The organism is Peribacillus sp. Bi134, from assembly GCF_918698065.1.
In the GTDB taxonomy this organism is placed as follows: domain Bacteria; phylum Bacillota; class Bacilli; order Bacillales; family DSM-1321; genus Peribacillus.
Window position 1 is genome coordinate 86,655 of the sequence record NZ_CAKKLN010000001.1, and the last position, 18,632, is coordinate 105,286.

The window sequence follows — 18,632 nt, forward strand, 5'->3', positions numbered from 1 at the left end:
TTTTTTTTCCTTTTCTCTCATACTCATAAAATACGACAAAAACAGGACTGTTTTTGAGAGAGGGTGTAATGATGAATTTTCGTAAAGAAGTGAAAGAAAGAATGCTGGTTGGGGAAGGGGCAATGGGGACCTTATTGTACTCAAATGGCATCGATCAATGTTATGAGGAATTAAACTGCACGAATCCGGATCAAATAGAGTCTATCCATCGTGCCTATCTGGAAGCTGGTGCAGATATCCTTCAATCGAATACATACGGAGCCAATTTCAACAAATTGAAACGGTATGGACTTGAAGATGAAGTAAGCAGAATCAATCGCCAGGGAGTCATTCTTGCTAAAAAAGCGGCAAAAGGAAAGGCTTATGTCTTCGGTACCATAGGGGCACAACGGAGTATCAGAAAATCGGATTTAAGCCTGGAAGAGATTAAACGGGGGTTTCGTGAACAGCTATACAGTCTGTTGATGGAAAACCCTGATGGGATTCTCTTGGAAACATTTTATGACCTGGAAGAGCTGGAAACCGTTCTGCAAATCGTAAAAAATGAAACTGGACTGCCGATCATCGCAAATGTCTCGATGCATGAACTGGGTAATCTCCAAAATGGAATCCATTTAAATGAAGCCTTTCAAAAACTCGAGCAATTGGGTGCCGATGTTGTTGGGGTGAATTGCCGTCTTGGTCCACATCATATGATCCGGGCATTGGAAGAAGTGAGTTTGCCAAAGCAAGCATCGATTGCCATATACCCTAATGCCAGCCTCCCTGATTATGTGGATGGAAGGCTCGTCTATAAAGCCGTGCCGGAATATTTCGGTTCAAGTGCCCTGGAACTTCGTGAGCAAGGTGCCGCTATCATAGGCGGGTGCTGTGGAACGACGCCACTGCATATTCAAGCTGTAAAGAATGCGATCGGAAGTTTTGCTCCCGTAAAAGAGAAAGTTACGAAATCCCGTGAAATAGAAATAATTGAAGTGAACGAAAGAGAATTGGAACTTCCACTGTACGAAAAGGCCAAGACGGAAAGGACGATCCTGGTTGAACTTGATCCACCTAAAAAGCTGGGAATAGAGAGCTTCATGACCGGTGCAGAGGTTTTGAAAAAAGCAGGGGTCGATTCCATTACACTAGCGGATAATTCACTTGCCTCACCAAGGATATCGAATGATGCTCTGGCTAACCTACTGAAGAACCAATTGAATATTAATCCGATGGTGCATATAACATGCCGTGATCGAAATTTGATTGGCCTGCAATCACATTTAATGGGTCTGCAGACGGTGGGGCTGAATGAATTATTGATCATCACCGGAGATCCTTCAAAAATAGGGGACTTCCCGGGTGCCACTTCGGTTTATGATTTATCTTCCTTCGACCTTATAAGCATGGTCAAACAATTTAATGAAGGTCTTTCCTATTCCGGTCAAAGTCTGGGGCAACGGGCAAATTTTAAAATTGCGGCAGCGTTTAATCCGAATGTGAAATATTTGGATAAAGCAGTACTGAGAATGGAAAAGAAGATTTCCTGTGGTGCTCAATCCTTTTTGACACAGCCAATTTATTCGGTGGAGCAAATCGAAGAAGTACATGAAGCTACAAAACATTTAGAAACCCCGATTTTCATCGGTATCATGCCTTTGACAAGCACCCGGAACGCAGAATTCATCCATAATGAGATCCCAGGCATCAAATTGCCTGATAACGTAAGAAGGGCAATGGCTTTAGCGGGGGATGACCCTGTAAAGTCAAGGATTGAAGGGGTTAATATCGCGCGGGAACTGGTGGACGCGGCAAGGGAAAAATTCAAGGGCATATATTTAATCACTCCGTTCCTTCGCTATGAAATGACGGCGGAACTTACGAAATATATTAGAAAAGTCGATAGTAAACAGACATCAGAGGTGGCAGTACATGAATAAAAAAGCGATTCAAGATCAGTTAAATTCCAAGATTCTCCTACTTGATGGGGCGATGGGAACCATGCTTCAAGCGGAGGATTTGACAGCAGATGATTTTGGCGGGGAACAATTCGAGGGCTGCAATGAATATTTAACACTGACGCAGCCGGAAATCATCCAATCCATTCATGAAAAATATTTAGCGGCGGGCGCAGATATCATTGAAACAAATACCTTTGGAGCGACCAGCATCGTTCTTGAGGAATACCAAATAAGCACGATCGCCTACAAGCTAAATAAAATTTCAGCTGAGCTTGCCGTTAAAGCTTGTGAAAAGTATTCCAATGAAGAATGGCCAAGGTATGTAGCTGGCTCGATGGGCCCCACTACAAAAACGCTTTCCGTAACGGGCGGAACGACTTTTGATATTTTAACCGATTCTTATGAAGAACAGGCACTGGGTCTCTTGGATGGCGGTGTAGACTTGCTGTTGGTGGAAACCTGTCAGGATATGCTTAATGTCAAGGCTGCCTTTTCTGGAATCAAAGCAGCATTCGCAAAAACAGGAAAAGATGTGCCTGTCATCATATCAGGAACAATCGAACCGATGGGCACGACACTTGCTGGCCAGTCCATAGAAGCTTTTTATTTATCGGTTGAACATATGAAGCCCGTAGCTGTCGGCCTTAATTGTGCAACAGGGCCGGAATTCATGATAGACCATATCAGGACACTTGCAGATATATCAAACAGCGCCATCAGCTGTTATCCGAATGCCGGGCTCCCTGATGAAGAGGGCCACTATCATGAGTCACCTACTTCCCTGGCAGAGAAAATGAAGCAATTTGCCGAAAAGGGATGGGTCAATATCATTGGCGGATGTTGTGGTACGACACCAGAGCATATTAAAGAACTTTCCAGGGTCCTCGAAGGCATGAAGCCCCGTACTATTACGGAAACTGCCCATGGTCATGCCGTATCAGGCATAGAGCCGCTCATTTATGATGATTCAATGCGTCCTTTATTCGTAGGTGAAAGGACGAATGTTATCGGTTCCCGAAAGTTCAAGGAGCTGATACGCGGCAAGCATTACGAGCCAGCAGCCGAAATTGCACGTAACCAGGTGAAAAAAGGCGCCCATGTCATTGATATTTGTCTTGCTGATCCTGATGGGGATGAGCTTGGCGATATGAAGGAATTTGTAGAAGAGGTCGTCAAAAAAGTGAAGGTCCCATTGGTCATCGATACTACGGATGAAGTTGTACTTGAACAAGCATTAAAACATTCACAAGGAAAATCGATCATTAATTCCATAAACCTTGAAGATGGTGAAGAGCGCTTTGAAAAAATAGTACCCTTAGTCCATCAATATGGTGCTGCCGTTGTCGTAGGAACCATTGATGAAATAGGGATGGCCGTCGATGCTGAACGGAAATTGGAAGTGGCAACACGGTCTGTGGATCTGCTCGTCAATAAGTACGGTCTAAACAAAAGTGACATCATCTTTGATCCGCTTGTATTTCCTGTAGGCACAGGAGATGAACAATATATAGGATCTGCTTTAGAGACGGTGAATGGAATAAAGGCGATTAAAGAAAAGTTTCCAGAATGCCTAACGATACTTGGCATTTCTAACGTTTCTTTCGGTCTGCCAGCGAGGGGAAGGGAAATATTAAATGCAGTTTTCCTTTACCATTGTACAAAAGCGGGACTCGATTATGCCATCGTGAATACAGAAAAACTTGAACGTTTCGCTCTGATTCCGGAAGAGGAAGTGAAACTGGCTGAGGCACTCCTGTTTGAGACTTCAACTGAAACTTTAGCGATTTTTACCGAATTTTATCGTGGAAAAAAAGCTGAGAAGAAGGATAATGGTGTGATCCTGCCATTGGACGAACGTCTAGGTAACTATATTATCGAAGGAACGAAAGAAGGATTAATTGATGATTTAAATGAAGCGATTGAGCGCGGTGATACCCCATTGGAAATCATTAATGGACCATTGATGGATGGCATGAGTGAAGTGGGTCGGTTGTTTAATGACAACCAACTTATTGTCGCAGAGGTGCTTCAGAGTGCTGAAGCGATGAAAGCGGCAGTATCTCACCTTGAACCACTTATGGAAAACTCTGAAGATAGCGCTAAGAAAGGGAAAATCCTTTTGGCGACTGTCAAGGGAGATGTGCATGATATCGGGAAAAACCTAGTGGATATCATCCTATCGAATAATGGCTATGAAGTCATTGATTTAGGGATCAAGGTCGCCCCGCAACAAATCATTGAAGAGGTTCGAAAACATGAGCCAACCATCATTGGCCTTTCTGGGTTACTTGTCAAATCTGCACAGCAAATGGTTTTAACCGCTCAGGATTTAAGGCAAGCGGGAATAGATACCCCAATATTAGTGGGTGGGGCAGCATTATCACGTAAATTCACCGATTTTAAAATATCACCTGAATATGAAGGACCGGTTTTATATTCCAAAGATGCGATGGATGGTTTGGCTGTAACGAATATTTTACATGACTCTGACAAAAAAGTGGTGTACTTGGAAGAGTTAGTCGAGAAACGAGAAAGGTCGAAAGCGAATGCCGCCATTGCCGCCACGCTGGAAAAACCTGTCCGTAAGCAGTCCACAGCTGCTCCTTTAAGCGATGTTCCTGTTCAAATACCGCGTGACATCAAACGTCACGTCCTGAAAAACTATCCATTGGATGTCATCCAGCCATATATAAATAGGCAAATGCTGATTGGTCATCATTTGGGGTTAAAAGGTAAAGTTTCCGAACTGCTTAAGCAAGGGAATGAAAAAGCAGTGCAGCTCAATGATCTCGTTGATGAATTGATTGAATTCCTTAAGACGGAACCGGATTATGGCTTGCATGCAGTTTATCAATTTTTCCCTGCTCAAAGCGAAGGAGATAGGCTATTGGTATACAACCCGGACAATCATCAAGAGGTTTTGGAAACTTTCGATTTCCCAAGGCAAGATACGAGTCCGCATCTTTGTTTAGCGGACTTCGCGAAACCGGTCTCCTCTGGGCAAATGGATTATGTTGGTTTCTTCCTGGTCACTGCCGGAAAAGGAATCAGAAAATGGGCAGAAAAACTTAAGCTTGAAGGTGATTTCTTGAAAAATCACGCCCTTCAATCACTTGCTCTCGAAACAGCAGAAGGGTTTGCGGAAAGAATTCATCAATTAATGCGTGATGATTTAGGCATAAGCGATCCGATTGAAATGTCCATGAAAGAGCGATTTGCCGCTAAGTACACCGGACAAAGGTTTTCTTTTGGTTATCCTGCTTGTCCTAATCTGGAAGACCAGGAGAAGCTATTCCGCCTGTTACAACCTCAAGATATTGGCGTGGAATTGACTGAAGGATGCATGATGGAACCAGAGGCTTCCGTTTCCGCCATTGTTTTTGCACATCCTGAAGCTCGTTACTTTAATGTCGATCGATAATTCATATTATAAGGCAGCGGTATTTTTTACCGCTGCCTTATTGCGCATGAATCCCCTATATTGGCACATCTTAATGGTCAAAAGGAAGGGGATGCAACACCTATGAAGAATAAGCTTAATTTATTTCTTTCCATGGCGGGTTCTTTCATTATTATTTTGTTCCTTATGGCTGTGCAAAACGTTCAAGTACATGCAATGGTACCTGAAGAGATGACACCGCTCCTAAAAAGTAAGGAAAATCAGAAAATCGCCTATTTGACTTTCGATGACGGACCATCTTTGAATACCATCAAGATATTGGATATTTTGGACCGCTATCATGTTAAAGCCACATTTTTCGTTAAAGGCAACGAAGAGCCATACGCAAAGGAATGCTATCAGGAAATGATTTCCCGCGGTCATTCGATTGCCCTACATTCATATACACATGATTATTCCATCATTTATCGATCGACTGAGGGTTTCTTTCAAGACTTGAATAGACTTGAAACCATGCTGCAAAAGGAGTATGGGTTAAAAAGCCGAATTGTGCGCCTTCCTGGCGGCTCGAATAATCGTCTGCGGCATCAGGCTGCCACTAAACCCATCATCAATGGAATCCTTCAACAACTAAAGGACAAAGGGTATATATACTTTGATTGGTCCATTGACTCGACAGATGGCTTCAGTCCGTCAATAAGTGAACGACAAATCATTACTGCTGTACAAAAAGGGACGAAAGATCAAAAGCATGTTAATATCTTATTGCATGATATCAATAGTATGAAAAATACAGTGAAAGCATTGCCTGATATAATTGAAATCCTAAAAAAAGAAGGGTATACCTTTGATACTATTGATGAGACAACCCCAAAAATGCAATTTAATTGATGAACACATTGTTTATCTATAGTAAATTAAGGTATAGGATATAGAGATTACATTGTGAAAGGATTTATCGTTTCTATGATGCCATCATTGTTTTTATCACATGGAACACCGCTATTAGCTTTGGAAAAGAATAGCTACACTTCTTTTTTGAAGGATTATATGCAAGCTATGAAGAAACCTGCTGCCATCGTTATTTTGTCAGCACATTGGGAAAATGAAGATCAAATGATTTCTGCAGTAGGGAAGCATGAAGTCATTTATGATTTTGCAGGATATCCTGAAGAAATATTTCAAATAACTTATCCTGCCAGGGGATGCCTTGAGCTTTCAGATCGAATTTTAACCTTATTGTCCAAGATAGGTGTATTGGGGGAACTTGATGAAAGGCGCCCCCTGGATCATGGAGCATGGGGGCTTTTGCATATCATGTATCCCGAAGCTGACATCCCGACCGTATCCATGTCCATCAGTCCTGCGCTGCCATTGGACAAGCAGTATGAAATTGGGAAAGCATTGAGAGAATTAAAGGAAAGTAATGTCCTAATCATAGGAAGCGGTGGAATTGTCCATAATTTCACCCAAATTCAGAAAGATATGCATGTTGCAGAAGGATGGGCAATCGAGTTTGAGAACTGGGTCGAAGAGAATATCATGAAATGGGATTTGCAATCTTTGTTCAATTATGAAAAAATCGCCCCTTACAGTACAGAGGCTGTGCCTTCCAAAGAGCATTTCATTCCATTGGTCATCGCAATGGGGTCAGGAGATGACAACAAAAAAGCTACTCTCCTGCACAGGAGCTTTCAATATGGCAATCTGAGTTTAACAGCTTGGAAGTTTGATTGAGGTGAAAGGGTTTTCAAACTAGTTAAATTTACCTGAAAAATAATCATTATACAAAAATACAAAATTCTTTTTTTAGCGAAAAAAAGACTTAAATGAGCAAAAAAGACAATTAAAAGCGATTTTTGACGAATTAAACAGAAATATAGTTTAAAAAAGGTTGCATAAAGTGGTTTAACCTTTGGATATTTCGACAAAAACATGTTAATATAACATCTGAAAACGTTTTATCCTTTAAAATTTTATTATTCAATAACCAAAGTTATTTAGTATATATCTTATATATATCATATATTTGGGGAAAATTTAGAAGAAAGAAATTTGGGGATGGATAAAACGAAATGAAAAAAATTATGAGAAAAATTTGGGGGTTTACAAAATGACCATCAATGATTCTAAGGTATACGACCAATGGAAAACTTTTTCGGGTCCAAACCTTGGGTATGTCATGGAGCAATACGATTTATTTCTAGCCAACCCGGAAGAAGTGGATCCGGAACTGAAAAACTTTTTTGAAGTATCTGGTCCTCCTTCGTTCGATGTATCGGCAGAAACAACGACTGGAAGTGCACTAACTGTACAAACTGGAGAAGTTCTTCCAATGAAGAAAATTATGTCTGCAGTTAATTTAGCTGAAAATATCCGTGCATACGGACATCTTGCTGCAAATATTTATCCTTTAAAAGAAGAAGCTCTGGACACTGAACAAATTCACTTTGAAAAATATGGCTTGACTGCAGATGATTTAAGGAAAATACCGGCTGACTTAATTTGTCCGGAATCACCTGAAGACGTGAAAGACGGATACGAAGCCGTACAATACCTAAAACAACTCTATACAAAAACGATAGCCTTTGAATTTCATCATGTTAATGACTTGGATGAAAAGCAATGGCTTACTGATATGGTCGAATCCGGAAACATGTTCCCGGAAGTGGGAAAAGAGAAAAGAGAACTATTACTTAAACGATTGAATGAAGTAGAAGGCTTCGAGAAATTCCTTCACCGCACATATGTAGGGCAAAAACGTTTCTCTATTGAAGGACTGGATGCTTTGGTTCCGATCTTAGATGAAATGATTTCACAAACTGTTCAAAACGGAACGGGGAATGTGAATATTGCCATGGCTCACCGTGGACGTTTGAATGTGCTTGCACATGTATTAGGAAAGCCATATGAGGTCATTTTCTCTGAATTCCAACATTCACCTAATAAAGATTTGGTTCCTTCCGAAGGTTCAACAGGCATTAACAATGGATGGACCGGTGATGTTAAATACCATTTAGGTCTGGATAAACAGATTACTAAAGCTAATATACAAAAAGCAAGGATTACACTTGCCAATAACCCAAGTCACTTGGAAGTGGTCGGTCCAATCGTGGAAGGGTATTCTCGTGCGGCTCAAGAAGACCGTTCAGAAAAAGGATTCCCTGTTCAGGACATTTCCAAATCCCTTGCAATCCTGATTCATGGTGATGCAGCATTCCCAGGTGAAGGAATTGTACCTGAAACGTTTAACTTAAGCCGTTTACGCGGTTATCAAGTTGGCGGCGCCATCCATATCATTGCCAATAACATGATCGGTTTTACAACGGAAAGTGAAGATTCACGTTCAACTTTATATGCTAGTGATTTGGCAAAAGGCTTTGAAGTGCCGATCGTGCATGTGAATGCAGATGATCCAGAAGCATGTATGGCCGCTGTGAACCTTGCTAACCTATATCGTGAAAAATACAACAAGGATTTCTTGATCGACCTGATCGGTTACAGACGTTTCGGCCATAACGAAATGGATGAGCCATTGGTGACTCAACCTGAAATGTATGCATTAATTCATAAGCACCCAACCGTTAAAGAGCTTTATGGGAAAAAACTTATTGAAACTGGCGAGTTCTCTGAAGCCGAAGTTAAAGCGATTGCTGAGCAAGTGGATACAAGGCTTGCAGATGCATATGCGAAAATTTCCGGAAATAAACCGGAAGCTTCTAAAGAGTGTAATCCTCCTGGGATTATTGAAAAAGGACTTCCAGCGATTGAAACGGCAGTTCCGAAACAAGAACTTGTTACAATTAACGAAGAACTTGTTAAGTGGCCGGAAGGATTCACTCCTAATAAAAAATTAGGAAAGATTTTATCACGTCGCTTGGATTCCTTTGGTGCTGACGGAAAAATTGATTGGGCTCATGCCGAGACATTGGCATTTGCATCCATATTGAGTGACGGCACACCAATTCGTTTGACAGGACAAGATTCAGAGCGTGGAACATTCGCACAACGTAACATCATGTTACATGATAGTGCTAATGGCAAAACATATTCACCACTTCACACACTTGAAACTGCCAAAGCATCATTCGCTGTTCATAACAGCCCGCTTACTGAAACGGCAGTTCTGGCTTATGAATATGGTTATAATGTATTTGCACCTGAGACACTTGTATTATGGGAAGGGCAATTCGGTGACTTCGCTAATACAGCACAAGTGATCTTTGACCAATTCATCGCGGCTGGCCGTGCAAAATGGGGTCAAAAATCAGGTCTTGTCATGCTGCTTCCACACGGTTATGAAGGACAAGGGCCAGAGCACTCAAGTGCACGACTGGAACGCTTCCTTCAGTTAGCAGCTGAAAACAACTGGACAGTTGCCAACTTAAGTTCGGCAGCTCAATACTTCCATATCCTTAGAAGACAAGCTAAGATTTTGGATCAAGAGCAAGTACGTCCGCTTGTCATCATGACACCGAAGAGTATGCTTCGTAATCAAGTGATGGCTTCAACAGCAGAAGAATTCAGTGAAGGCGCATTTGAATCCTTCGTAGAAACCAAAGCTTTGGGCAAAAAACCTAAATCGGTTGAACGCATTGTTTTTGCATCAGGTAAATTGGCGGTTGAACTTCGTGAAAAAGCGGCAACTGAAAAAAATACGGATTGGTTGCAAATCATCAGTATCGAAGAAATTTATCCATTCCCATTCACTGGAGTTCAAGAAGCCCTGAAAAAATATACAAATCTTAAAGAAATCTTCTGGGCTCAAGAAGAACCTAAAAACATGGGTGCTTGGACATTTGTTGAACCTCGCCTAAATGCAGCGGCTCCTGGCAATCTTTCAGTAACATATATAGGAAGGAAGCGCAGATCAAGCCCGGCTGAGGGAGATCCACTTGTCCATAAAAATGAACAACAACGGATTATGACTCAAGCAATTACACGCAATAATGAGGGGGAGAAATAAAATGGCTGAAGTAAAAGTACCTGAATTAGCAGAATCAATTTCTGAAGGATCTATTGCGCAATGGTTAAAACAACCCGGTGATCACGTTGAAAAAGGAGAATATGTCCTTGAACTTGAAACGGATAAAGTGAACGTGGAAATCATTTCAGATTATACGGGTACACTTTCGGAACATTTAGCAGAAGAAGGCGATACTGTCCAAGTCGGACAGGCTATCGCCATCGTTGATGAAAATGGATCAGCTGCAGCAGCTCCAAAAGCGGAAGCTCCTAAGGTTGAAGAAGCTAAAGCAGAACCAGCTAAGGCTGAACAAGCGGCTCCTGCTAAAGAGGCTCCTAAAGCAGAAGCGAAAGAAGCATCATCCACTCAACAAGTTATTGCTTCACCAGCTGCAAGGAAATTGGCTCGTGAAAAAGGAATTGACTTGACTCAAGTGCCTGTAGCCGACCCACTAGGTCGTGTACGTGTACAAGACGTAGAAGCAGCAAGTAATGCTCCTGCAGCACCTACAGCACCTGCGGCAGCTCCAAAACAAGCTCCTGCAGCTAAACAAGCAGCCGCTCCTGTTGAAGTGAATGATGACCGCATTGAAGTGGTTAAGATGACACGCCGTCGTCAAACCATTGCCAAACGTCTAGTTCAAGTACAATCCGAAGCAGCCATGCTTACTACTTTTAACGAAGTCGATCTTTCTGCAGTCATGGAATTGCGTAACCGCCATAAGGATTCTTTCGTGAAAACAAATGACGTTAAACTTGGTTTCATGTCATTCTTCACTAAAGCGGTCATTGGCGCATTGAAAAAATATCCGCTATTGAATGCTGAAATCCAAGGCGACCATATCCTGAAAAAGAACTTTTATGATATCGGTGTAGCTGTATCCACTGATGAAGGTCTTGTTGTTCCGGTAGTAAGGGATGCTGACCGCAAAAGCTTTGCTGAAATCGAGAAGAACATTTCCGATTTAGCTGTTAAAGCGCGTAACAACAAACTGGGACTTTCCGATTTATCAGGTGGTACTTTTACCATCACAAATGGAGGGACTTTCGGTTCCCTATTATCAACACCAATCTTGAATGCCCCTCAAGTTGGGATCTTGGGCATGCATACAATCAAGACTCGTCCAATCGCTGTTGGAGATCAAATCGAAAACAGACCAATGATGTACCTTGCATTATCTTATGATCACCGTATCGTAGACGGAAAAGAAGCTGTTGGTTTCTTAGTGGCTATCAAAGATATGCTGGAAGATCCAGAACAACTTTTACTTCAAGGCTAATAAAATAATAAGAAACCCCCCTGTCATCATGACATGGGGGTTTTTTGTTTGAAGAACTGAAAGGATATTTTCATAGAAAAAGAGATAATGGGGTTCAAGAAAGATTATCTCAATTGAATTTGAATGTTTTTGGAGGTATTTTTGAATGAATTTGAGTATTTTTAAACGTTTGTGATTGATTATTCCTTCGTTTTCATATATGATGATGATATTAAAGTGAGGTGGGCGAATTGTTGACAACTGAAAGGCACCAGTTCATCTTATCGATCCTTAAAGAACATGGAACGGTAAAGCTGCAGGAGCTTGTAGATCAGCTACAAGCCTCGGAGTCGACCATTCGGAGAGATTTAGTGCAACTCGAAGAAATGAAGCTCTTGAAGCGCGTGCATGGCGGGGCCTCTTTACTTCAAAGAAAAGGCCTTGAACCAACAACTATGGAAAAGCAAAACAAAGCAAGAGCTGAAAAACAACTTATAGCAAAGCTGGCGGCCTCATTCATAGAGAAAAATGATTGTATATATCTTGATGCAGGCACGACAACTGCGGAAATGATTCCTTATTTAAAGGATAAAAATATAACGGTGCTGACAAATGGTCTTATGCATATTCCAAAACTCATCGAATTGGAAATCAAAACAGTGTTAGTTGGCGGAACGATTAAATTTTCGACAAATGCGGTTATAGGAAGTAATGCTGTACAGTTTTTGAATGAATACCGTTTTGATAAATGTTTCTTGGGAATGAACGGCATCCATCAAGATCTGGGTTTAACAACACCCGACCCGGAAGAAGCCCTACTGAAGAAGATGGCGTTACGCCTCTCTAACGAAACTTATGTGCTTGCTGACAGTTCAAAACTGAATGAAGCTACTTTCGCTAAGGTGGCAGATGTAAGCGATGCCATAATCCTTACTGACAGCAATGATGAAGAGGCTGTTGCTCAACTTGATAAAAATCCAAAGGTAAAGGTCGTGACCATTTAATGATTTATACAGTGACACTCAACCCATCCATCGATTACCTTGTCGAGGTGGAAAGTTTTCAAATGGGCAAGGTGAATCGAACCAGTTATGATGCAAAATTCCCTGGAGGGAAAGGGATCAATGTTTCCCGAGTGCTTAAAAGGCTGGGCAATAGTACGACAGCTTTAGGATTCATCGGTGGACAAACAGGTGAATTTGTAAAAAGGTTCTTAAGACAGGAAGAGATTTTCACGGACTTTACAGAGATAGCTGGAGATACAAGAATAAACATCAAATTGAAGACAGGGCTGGAGACCGAAATTAATAGCCAAGGGCCAGTCATTTCAAAAGGGAATTATCAACAATTATTTAGTCAAATTGAACAGTTGAATAATAATGATATCCTCATTTTGTCAGGAAGCATCCCTCCAAGCGTTCCATCGGATGTATACGAAGCCATGGCAAGGTCATGTTCCGATAACGGCATTAAAGTGGTGGTGGATACGAGTGGCAAGGGATTACTGAATGTCCTTCCACACCGGCCATTTTTAATAAAGCCGAATCACCATGAACTGGGTGAGCTTTTTTCCACAGAAATAAGGACGGTTGATGATGCTAGAGAATATGGCACTAAATTGGTTGAAGCAGGAGCACAAAATGTTATTGTTTCAATGGCGGGACAGGGGGCCGTGCTTTGCACCGGTGGAGAGTCATATTCCGCAAATGTTCCAAAAGGGAACGTCATCAACTCAGTGGGTGCCGGTGATTCCATGGTCGCAGGTTTCATCGGGACATATGAAAGGACAGGGGATATTTTATCCGCTTTCCGCTTCAGTCTTGCTGCAGGAAGTGCTACAGCCTTTTCATCCGATCTCGGTACACTGGATAAAATTGAAGAGTTATTACCGCAAATTGCCATCAATCAACTAACAGGAGGCTGACTCTATGAAAATTACAGACTTGTTAAAATTGGATACAATCATAATAGATTTGCAAAGTGTTACAAAGCAAGCAGTCATTGATGAACTATCAGGAAAGTTGGCCGAGGCAGAAAGGTTAAACGATGTGGAGGGTTTCAAAGCTGCCATCTTAAAACGTGAAGAGCAAAGCACAACAGGGATTGGTGAGGGGATAGCCATACCGCACGCAAAAACAACTGCTGTAAGGGTACCAGCCATCTGTTTCGGCAAATCGGTCAGTGGTGTGGATTATGAATCGCTTGATGGGCAGCCAGCTCATTTGTTCTTTATGATTGCAGCAAGTGAAGGAGCGAATGCAGATCACTTGGAGACCCTTTCCCGGCTTTCTTCGTTACTGATGGATGATAAATTCAGAGCCCGCTTGATTTCTGCTTCTTCCGGTGAGGAAGTGTTGGAGATAATCAATCAAAAAGAAATGGAGGCTTATGAAGAAGAAAGGGAAGAGGAGCAATCAAGTAATGATGCCAGTGGTAACGATAAAGGAGGTAAAATCCTTGCCGTTACAGCATGTCCAACAGGAATTGCCCATACTTATATGGCTGCTGATGCGTTAAAGGCCAAAGCGAAGGAAATGGGAATCGATTTCAAAGTGGAAACAAATGGTTCCACAGGAATCAAAAATGGTTTAACCGCCGCCGAGATTGATGAGGCGGATGCAATTATCGTCGCAGCGGATAAGCAGGTGGAAATGGATCGTTTTAATGGAAAACATGTCATTATTGTGCCTGTTGCCCATGGAATCCGGAAGACCGAGGAGCTGTTAACCAGAGCCGTGAATCAGGATGCACCTGTTTACAAAGGAACTGGAAATGATAAAACTGATGAAGGTGATTCAGCTAAAGGAGGATTGGGGATCTACAAGCACTTAATGAATGGCGTAAGTAATATGCTTCCATTTGTCGTCGGGGGCGGAATCCTGATTGCGCTTTCTTTCTTTTTCGGGATAGAGGCAGCCGATCCGGCAAATCCGGAGTATAATCCGATTGCCAAAGCATTAAGTGATATTGGCGGTGGAAATGGTGCTTTCTTCTTGCTTATCCCTGTCCTGGCTGGATTCATTGCTTCAAGTATTGCCGACCGTCCAGGTTTTGCTCCTGGTATGGTAGGGGGATTATTGGCAGCACAGGCCAATGCCGGTTTTCTTGGCGGACTGATCGCCGGTTTCCTTGCAGGTTATGTCGTCTTACTTTTAAGAAAATTGTTTTCCAAGTTACCGCAAACACTCGATGGCATTAAACCGGTTTTACTCTATCCTGTTTTCGGAATGTTAATTACAGGGTTTATCATGATATTTCTTATAAATGAACCAGTAACAGCAATTAACACGGGCCTGACCAATTGGCTTCAGGGATTATCCGGAACGAACGCAATATTCCTGGGCCTGATTCTTGGGGGAATGATGGCTGTGGATATGGGCGGACCTTTAAATAAAGCAGCATTCACCTTTGGGATTGCAGCCATTGAGGCATCAAGTTTCGGACCGCATGCTGCAGTAATGGCTGGCGGAATGGTTCCTCCCCTGGGAATCGCATTTGCAACTACATTCTTTAAAAGTAAATTCAGTGAAATGGAAAAGAAGTCCGGGTTCACTAATTACTTCATGGGTGCTTCATTCATCACAGAGGGTGCCATTCCTTTTGCGGCGGCGGATCCATTGCGCGTTATCGTCAGCAGTGTTGTTGGGGCAGCGACGGCAGGGGCCCTGTCAATGGCTTTTGGTGTAACTTTGCCAGCGCCTCATGGGGGAATATTTGTCATCCCTCTAGTCAACCATCCTTTCCGCTATTTGCTGGCTATATTAATAGGAGCCCTTATTACCGCTTTAATATTGGGATTCTGGAAAAAGAAACGGATATAAAAAAACTGAAAGAAAGAGGGTCCAAGTACATTGGATCCGCATTCAGTTTGTAGACAAAAAGGTTTCGGAATGGTATCATTCCGGAACCTTTTTTAATTTTATTGGATGGAAGCAGTTATTAATAGAGGATCTAAGTGACTATCATGCGTATTTTCTACTGCCGCATGAAAACGAATAGGCAAACTGTTTTGTTCTCTTGCACATAGTAGCTACTCTCAGGATCAGTTGAACTTTCTTTAATCTCCCTGTCTTCTTTCTTGATAATCTTATCTGGTGGAAAGGACTTCTTTACACTGTTTTTACGATCTTGATTTATTTCTTCTTGAATGTGTCCTTGATGGCACGTGCTTCCTTAGGATAGATGTTTCACTATACCTAAAAAATAAAACCAACCTTTTATATGGCTGTGATAATTTTTCGGATTCTGGATGTGGTAGAGTCCTTTAACACGTTCTGTTCCATCTGATTTAAAACGGCAAGGATCCAATCCTTTGCTTTTTACATACGAAGAAAAAGCCATTCAAGCATCTAGCAAGCGTATTGTCCGATGTCAATTTAGTGCCGGTCGAGCTTTGGCTAATTGGGGTTACACAATATTGAAGTGATAATTTATCTATAAGAAAAATCATTGTAGATAGCTGTTTATTACCGATTAACGAAACTTTTCAGTCATTAAGAACGTACCATTAATAATGGCGACCTAAAAACTGGGAGGTAGTAAGTATGGACTTGACCCAAAAACAACGAAACTTGTTGCTATCATTAACCACTGATTTGCAGACACCGATTCAAATTTCTGGCCGTCTTCCGAAAGAATGGGGAACTCTATCCTGTATAAATCAGACTCTTAAAGAGTTAGTCCGTGAAGGGTGGGTGCAAGCTAATCCAGTAATGTTCGGTCTATTCCGATTAACCACGGAAGGCATGAGCATAAAGGAGTTAGAATTGGGTGAGAACTAATGCTATATCGGCAACTTACACAAGAGGATAAATTCATTTTATTCGATTAGCTGTTATTTCAATCGTAAATTAACAATGAAAATTAACATAGCCTAAAACAAAAAAACTGAAGACAAACTCGATTTTCGTTGAGTTTGTCTTCAGTCTGAAAGCGAATCCAATTACATCGGGTCCGCTTTTCTTATATCCAATCCAAAACTTCAATCCTGTTGCCGAAAGGGTGATACAAAAATGCGGTTCGCTTCAGGAAACCTTGCGTCACTTTAAAAGATATATGATTAATTATTAAATGTGGCTAGAAGCCTATAGCCTATCTTATTTTCAACTACAAGAGCCGGATGAGATTTTTCGCACAGTCCTCAATTGGTCGATCCGGATTCAAACCATTCTCACCTCCCTCATTCCTTATAGATCCAATATTAAAACAAAATAATTATTATAAGGTTTGCTAATCTTAATATCGACTGGTTTTTTAAAGCATGAATGTTATGTTTATGGGTAAAGGAGTATTAAATTGACAAAAGGGAGTGAACGTACATGCTGAAGAAAAATACCTTAAAAACGACGAAAAGGGATGATATGATTGATGTAACGACAGAAGTACAGGCCTTCATTAATGAAAATGGGGTTCAAGAGGGGATAGCTCTTATATATTGTCCACATACGACAGCAGGAATCACGATTAATGAAAATGCTGATCCCGATGTCAAAAAGGATATGCTAAGAAGATTTGATGAGCAATACCCATGGAATCATACATTGGATTTACATATGGAAGGAAACACGGCTGCCCATTTGAAATCAAGTACGGTTGGTTCTTCACAGCAGGTGATTATCCATAAAGGGAGCTTAATCCTTGGTACATGGCAGGGTGTATATTTTTGTGAATTCGATGGTCCCAGAGAAAGGCAATATTTTATAAAATTATGTGTCGACCGGTAAAATGGAAGGTATGTCAAGGATGAAGTGGGAGGAAGCGGATTGGACGATGTTTGGATTGAAGGAAGCAAAGTAATATTGAGGAATGTTAAACAAGCCGATTTAAAACGTTTATGGAGCCTGAAATATGGAGAAGCCGATCCAGAATGGAAAAAGTGGGATGCACCTTATTATCCTCTAGAACTCATTGATTTCCAAACGTATATCGAAAAAGAACTGAAGCATAAAACCTATGATGAGAAAATGGGGGCTTACTCCGAGTTATTAATGGAAAAAAACGATCAAATAATAGGCTCTGTTGTATATTACTGGGAACATGAACCTTCACGCTGGCTTGAAATCGGAATTACGATTTTTGAGCCCGAGTATTGGAACGGCGGTTACGGAACAGAAGCGTTAATGTTATACATAGGTTATTTATTCGAAAAAATGGAGATTGAGCGGGTTGGTCTGACGACCTGGTCAGGTAATGAACGTATGATCGCAGTTGGAGAAAAGGTGGGCATGCAAGTAGAGGGAAGGATGAGAAAATGCCGTTATCATGATGGTTATTATTACGATTCAATCAGAATGGGAATGCTAAGGGAAGAATGGAAATCATTAAAATTTCGAAGTTAATAGACCCGTGAAAATTTTTCCTTCATTTCCTTGGAAAAAATTTAGCACTGTTTTCTCCCATATGGTCTGTTATCCTAGGAAGATGCTTAACGAGGAGGTTACAGGATGAAATTATCAGTTATAATAACTGTGATAATGACTCTAAGTGTCATCATACTTGGGATAGCTTTTCCTAAGGGAACGACCAGTAAAGCTTCGGATGGATCAACCAAACATGTCATTAAACAAGGTGAATCGATATGGGATATTGCGAAGCAGCACGGTGTTCCAATCGGTAAGTTGAAAGAAGTCAATAATAATGTAAATAATGTTGCCGAGCCCGGTAAAACATTGATTATTCCACATGTAATGAATGAAAAAGATAAAGAATTATTAGCAAGGCTTGTGCATGCAGAAGCTAAAGGGGAGCCATACAGAGGTAAGGTCGAGGTGGCAGGAGTTGTTTTGAATCGCCTTGATAGCGATGAATTTCCTGATACGGTACGGGAAGTCATCTATCAAAAAAACCAATTCTCGCCTGTTGGTGATGGCAGTATAAATAAACCAGCAGGAGATGACGCCAAGAAAGCTGTCAATGAAGCATTGGCGATTCATGGCTATACAAATGATGCATTGTATTTTTGGAATCCTAGCATTTCGGACAGCGAATGGATGAAACAATTAGATGTAATCAAAATAATCGGCGGTCACCATTTTGCCATATAAACTGCATCTCAAGAACCGGCTTTCC

General features: G+C 41.4%; 13 protein-coding genes and 2 pseudogenes. 13 read left to right on the forward strand and 2 right to left on the reverse strand.

Features of this window, described 5'->3' with window-relative positions:
- The first annotated feature begins 71 nt into the window (after window positions 1-71).
- The 9 genes from LQ188_RS00470 to LQ188_RS00510 all read left to right on the forward strand — a co-directional run bounded on the left by LQ188_RS00470 (window position 72) and on the right by LQ188_RS00510 (window position 15,385).
- Entirely contained in the window at window positions 72-1,919 is a 1,848-nt protein-coding gene (locus LQ188_RS00470; RefSeq protein WP_101225212.1) for a bifunctional homocysteine S-methyltransferase/methylenetetrahydrofolate reductase, read from the forward strand.
- A complete protein-coding gene (gene metH / locus LQ188_RS00475; RefSeq protein WP_230175702.1) occupies window positions 1,912-5,361 on the forward strand; it encodes a methionine synthase in 3,450 nt (1,149 codons plus the stop codon). The genes LQ188_RS00470 and metH overlap by 8 nt, the downstream gene beginning before the upstream one ends.
- A gap of 102 nt (window positions 5,362-5,463) precedes the next feature.
- Window positions 5,464-6,231 (forward strand): polysaccharide deacetylase family protein, encoded by a 768-nt coding sequence (locus LQ188_RS00480; RefSeq protein WP_230175703.1) that lies wholly within the window; start codon window positions 5,464-5,466, stop codon window positions 6,229-6,231.
- A 75-nt stretch (window positions 6,232-6,306) separates the two neighbouring features.
- Window positions 6,307-7,077, forward strand: coding sequence for a class III extradiol ring-cleavage dioxygenase (locus LQ188_RS00485; RefSeq protein WP_230175704.1), 771 nt, complete (start codon window positions 6,307-6,309; stop codon window positions 7,075-7,077).
- Window positions 7,078-7,453: 376 nt separating this feature from the next.
- A complete protein-coding gene (locus LQ188_RS00490) occupies window positions 7,454-10,306 on the forward strand; it encodes a 2-oxoglutarate dehydrogenase E1 component (protein ID WP_230175705.1) in 2,853 nt (950 codons plus the stop codon).
- Window position 10,307: 1 nt separating this feature from the next.
- A complete protein-coding gene (gene odhB, locus LQ188_RS00495; protein WP_101225207.1) occupies window positions 10,308-11,585 on the forward strand; it encodes a 2-oxoglutarate dehydrogenase complex dihydrolipoyllysine-residue succinyltransferase in 1,278 nt (425 codons plus the stop codon).
- Window positions 11,586-11,815: 230 nt separating this feature from the next.
- Window positions 11,816-12,568 carry a DeoR/GlpR family DNA-binding transcription regulator gene (locus LQ188_RS00500; protein ID WP_230175706.1) on the forward strand — a complete coding sequence of 251 codons (753 nt, stop codon included), beginning with the start codon at window positions 11,816-11,818 and terminating at the stop codon, window positions 12,566-12,568.
- Window positions 12,568-13,488, forward strand: coding sequence for a 1-phosphofructokinase (pfkB, locus tag LQ188_RS00505; protein WP_230175707.1), 921 nt, complete (start codon window positions 12,568-12,570; stop codon window positions 13,486-13,488). The genes LQ188_RS00500 and pfkB overlap by 1 nt, the downstream gene beginning before the upstream one ends.
- A gap of 4 nt (window positions 13,489-13,492) precedes the next feature.
- Entirely contained in the window at window positions 13,493-15,385 is a 1,893-nt protein-coding gene (locus LQ188_RS00510; protein ID WP_230175708.1) for a PTS fructose transporter subunit IIABC, read from the forward strand.
- Between the two features lie 152 nt (window positions 15,386-15,537).
- On the opposite strand, the pseudogene LQ188_RS00515 reads toward LQ188_RS00510, so the two are convergent.
- Together LQ188_RS00515 and LQ188_RS00520 are read right to left on the reverse strand one after the other, a co-directional pair.
- Window positions 15,538-15,725: pseudogene (locus tag LQ188_RS00515) on the reverse strand (IS5/IS1182 family transposase); the annotation flags it as partial.
- A 51-nt stretch (window positions 15,726-15,776) separates the two neighbouring features.
- A pseudogene (locus LQ188_RS00520) lies at window positions 15,777-15,914 on the reverse strand (IS1595 family transposase); the annotation flags it as partial.
- Between the two features lie 194 nt (window positions 15,915-16,108).
- On the opposite strand from LQ188_RS00520, the gene LQ188_RS00525 reads away from it, so the two are divergent.
- From LQ188_RS00525 to LQ188_RS00540, 4 genes are all read left to right on the forward strand, one after another.
- A complete protein-coding gene (locus LQ188_RS00525) occupies window positions 16,109-16,345 on the forward strand; it encodes a hypothetical protein (protein WP_230175709.1) in 237 nt (78 codons plus the stop codon).
- Between the two features lie 537 nt (window positions 16,346-16,882).
- Window positions 16,883-17,287: a secondary thiamine-phosphate synthase enzyme YjbQ gene (locus LQ188_RS00530; RefSeq protein ID WP_230175710.1), complete on the forward strand. Its 405-nt coding sequence runs from the start codon at window positions 16,883-16,885 to the stop codon at window positions 17,285-17,287.
- A gap of 39 nt (window positions 17,288-17,326) precedes the next feature.
- Entirely contained in the window at window positions 17,327-17,902 is a 576-nt protein-coding gene (locus LQ188_RS00535; protein ID WP_230175711.1) for a GNAT family protein, read from the forward strand.
- 105 nt (window positions 17,903-18,007) lie between these two features.
- Window positions 18,008-18,607 (forward strand): cell wall hydrolase, encoded by a 600-nt coding sequence (locus LQ188_RS00540; protein WP_101225200.1) that lies wholly within the window; start codon window positions 18,008-18,010, stop codon window positions 18,605-18,607.
- Window positions 18,608-18,632 lie beyond the last annotated feature (25 nt).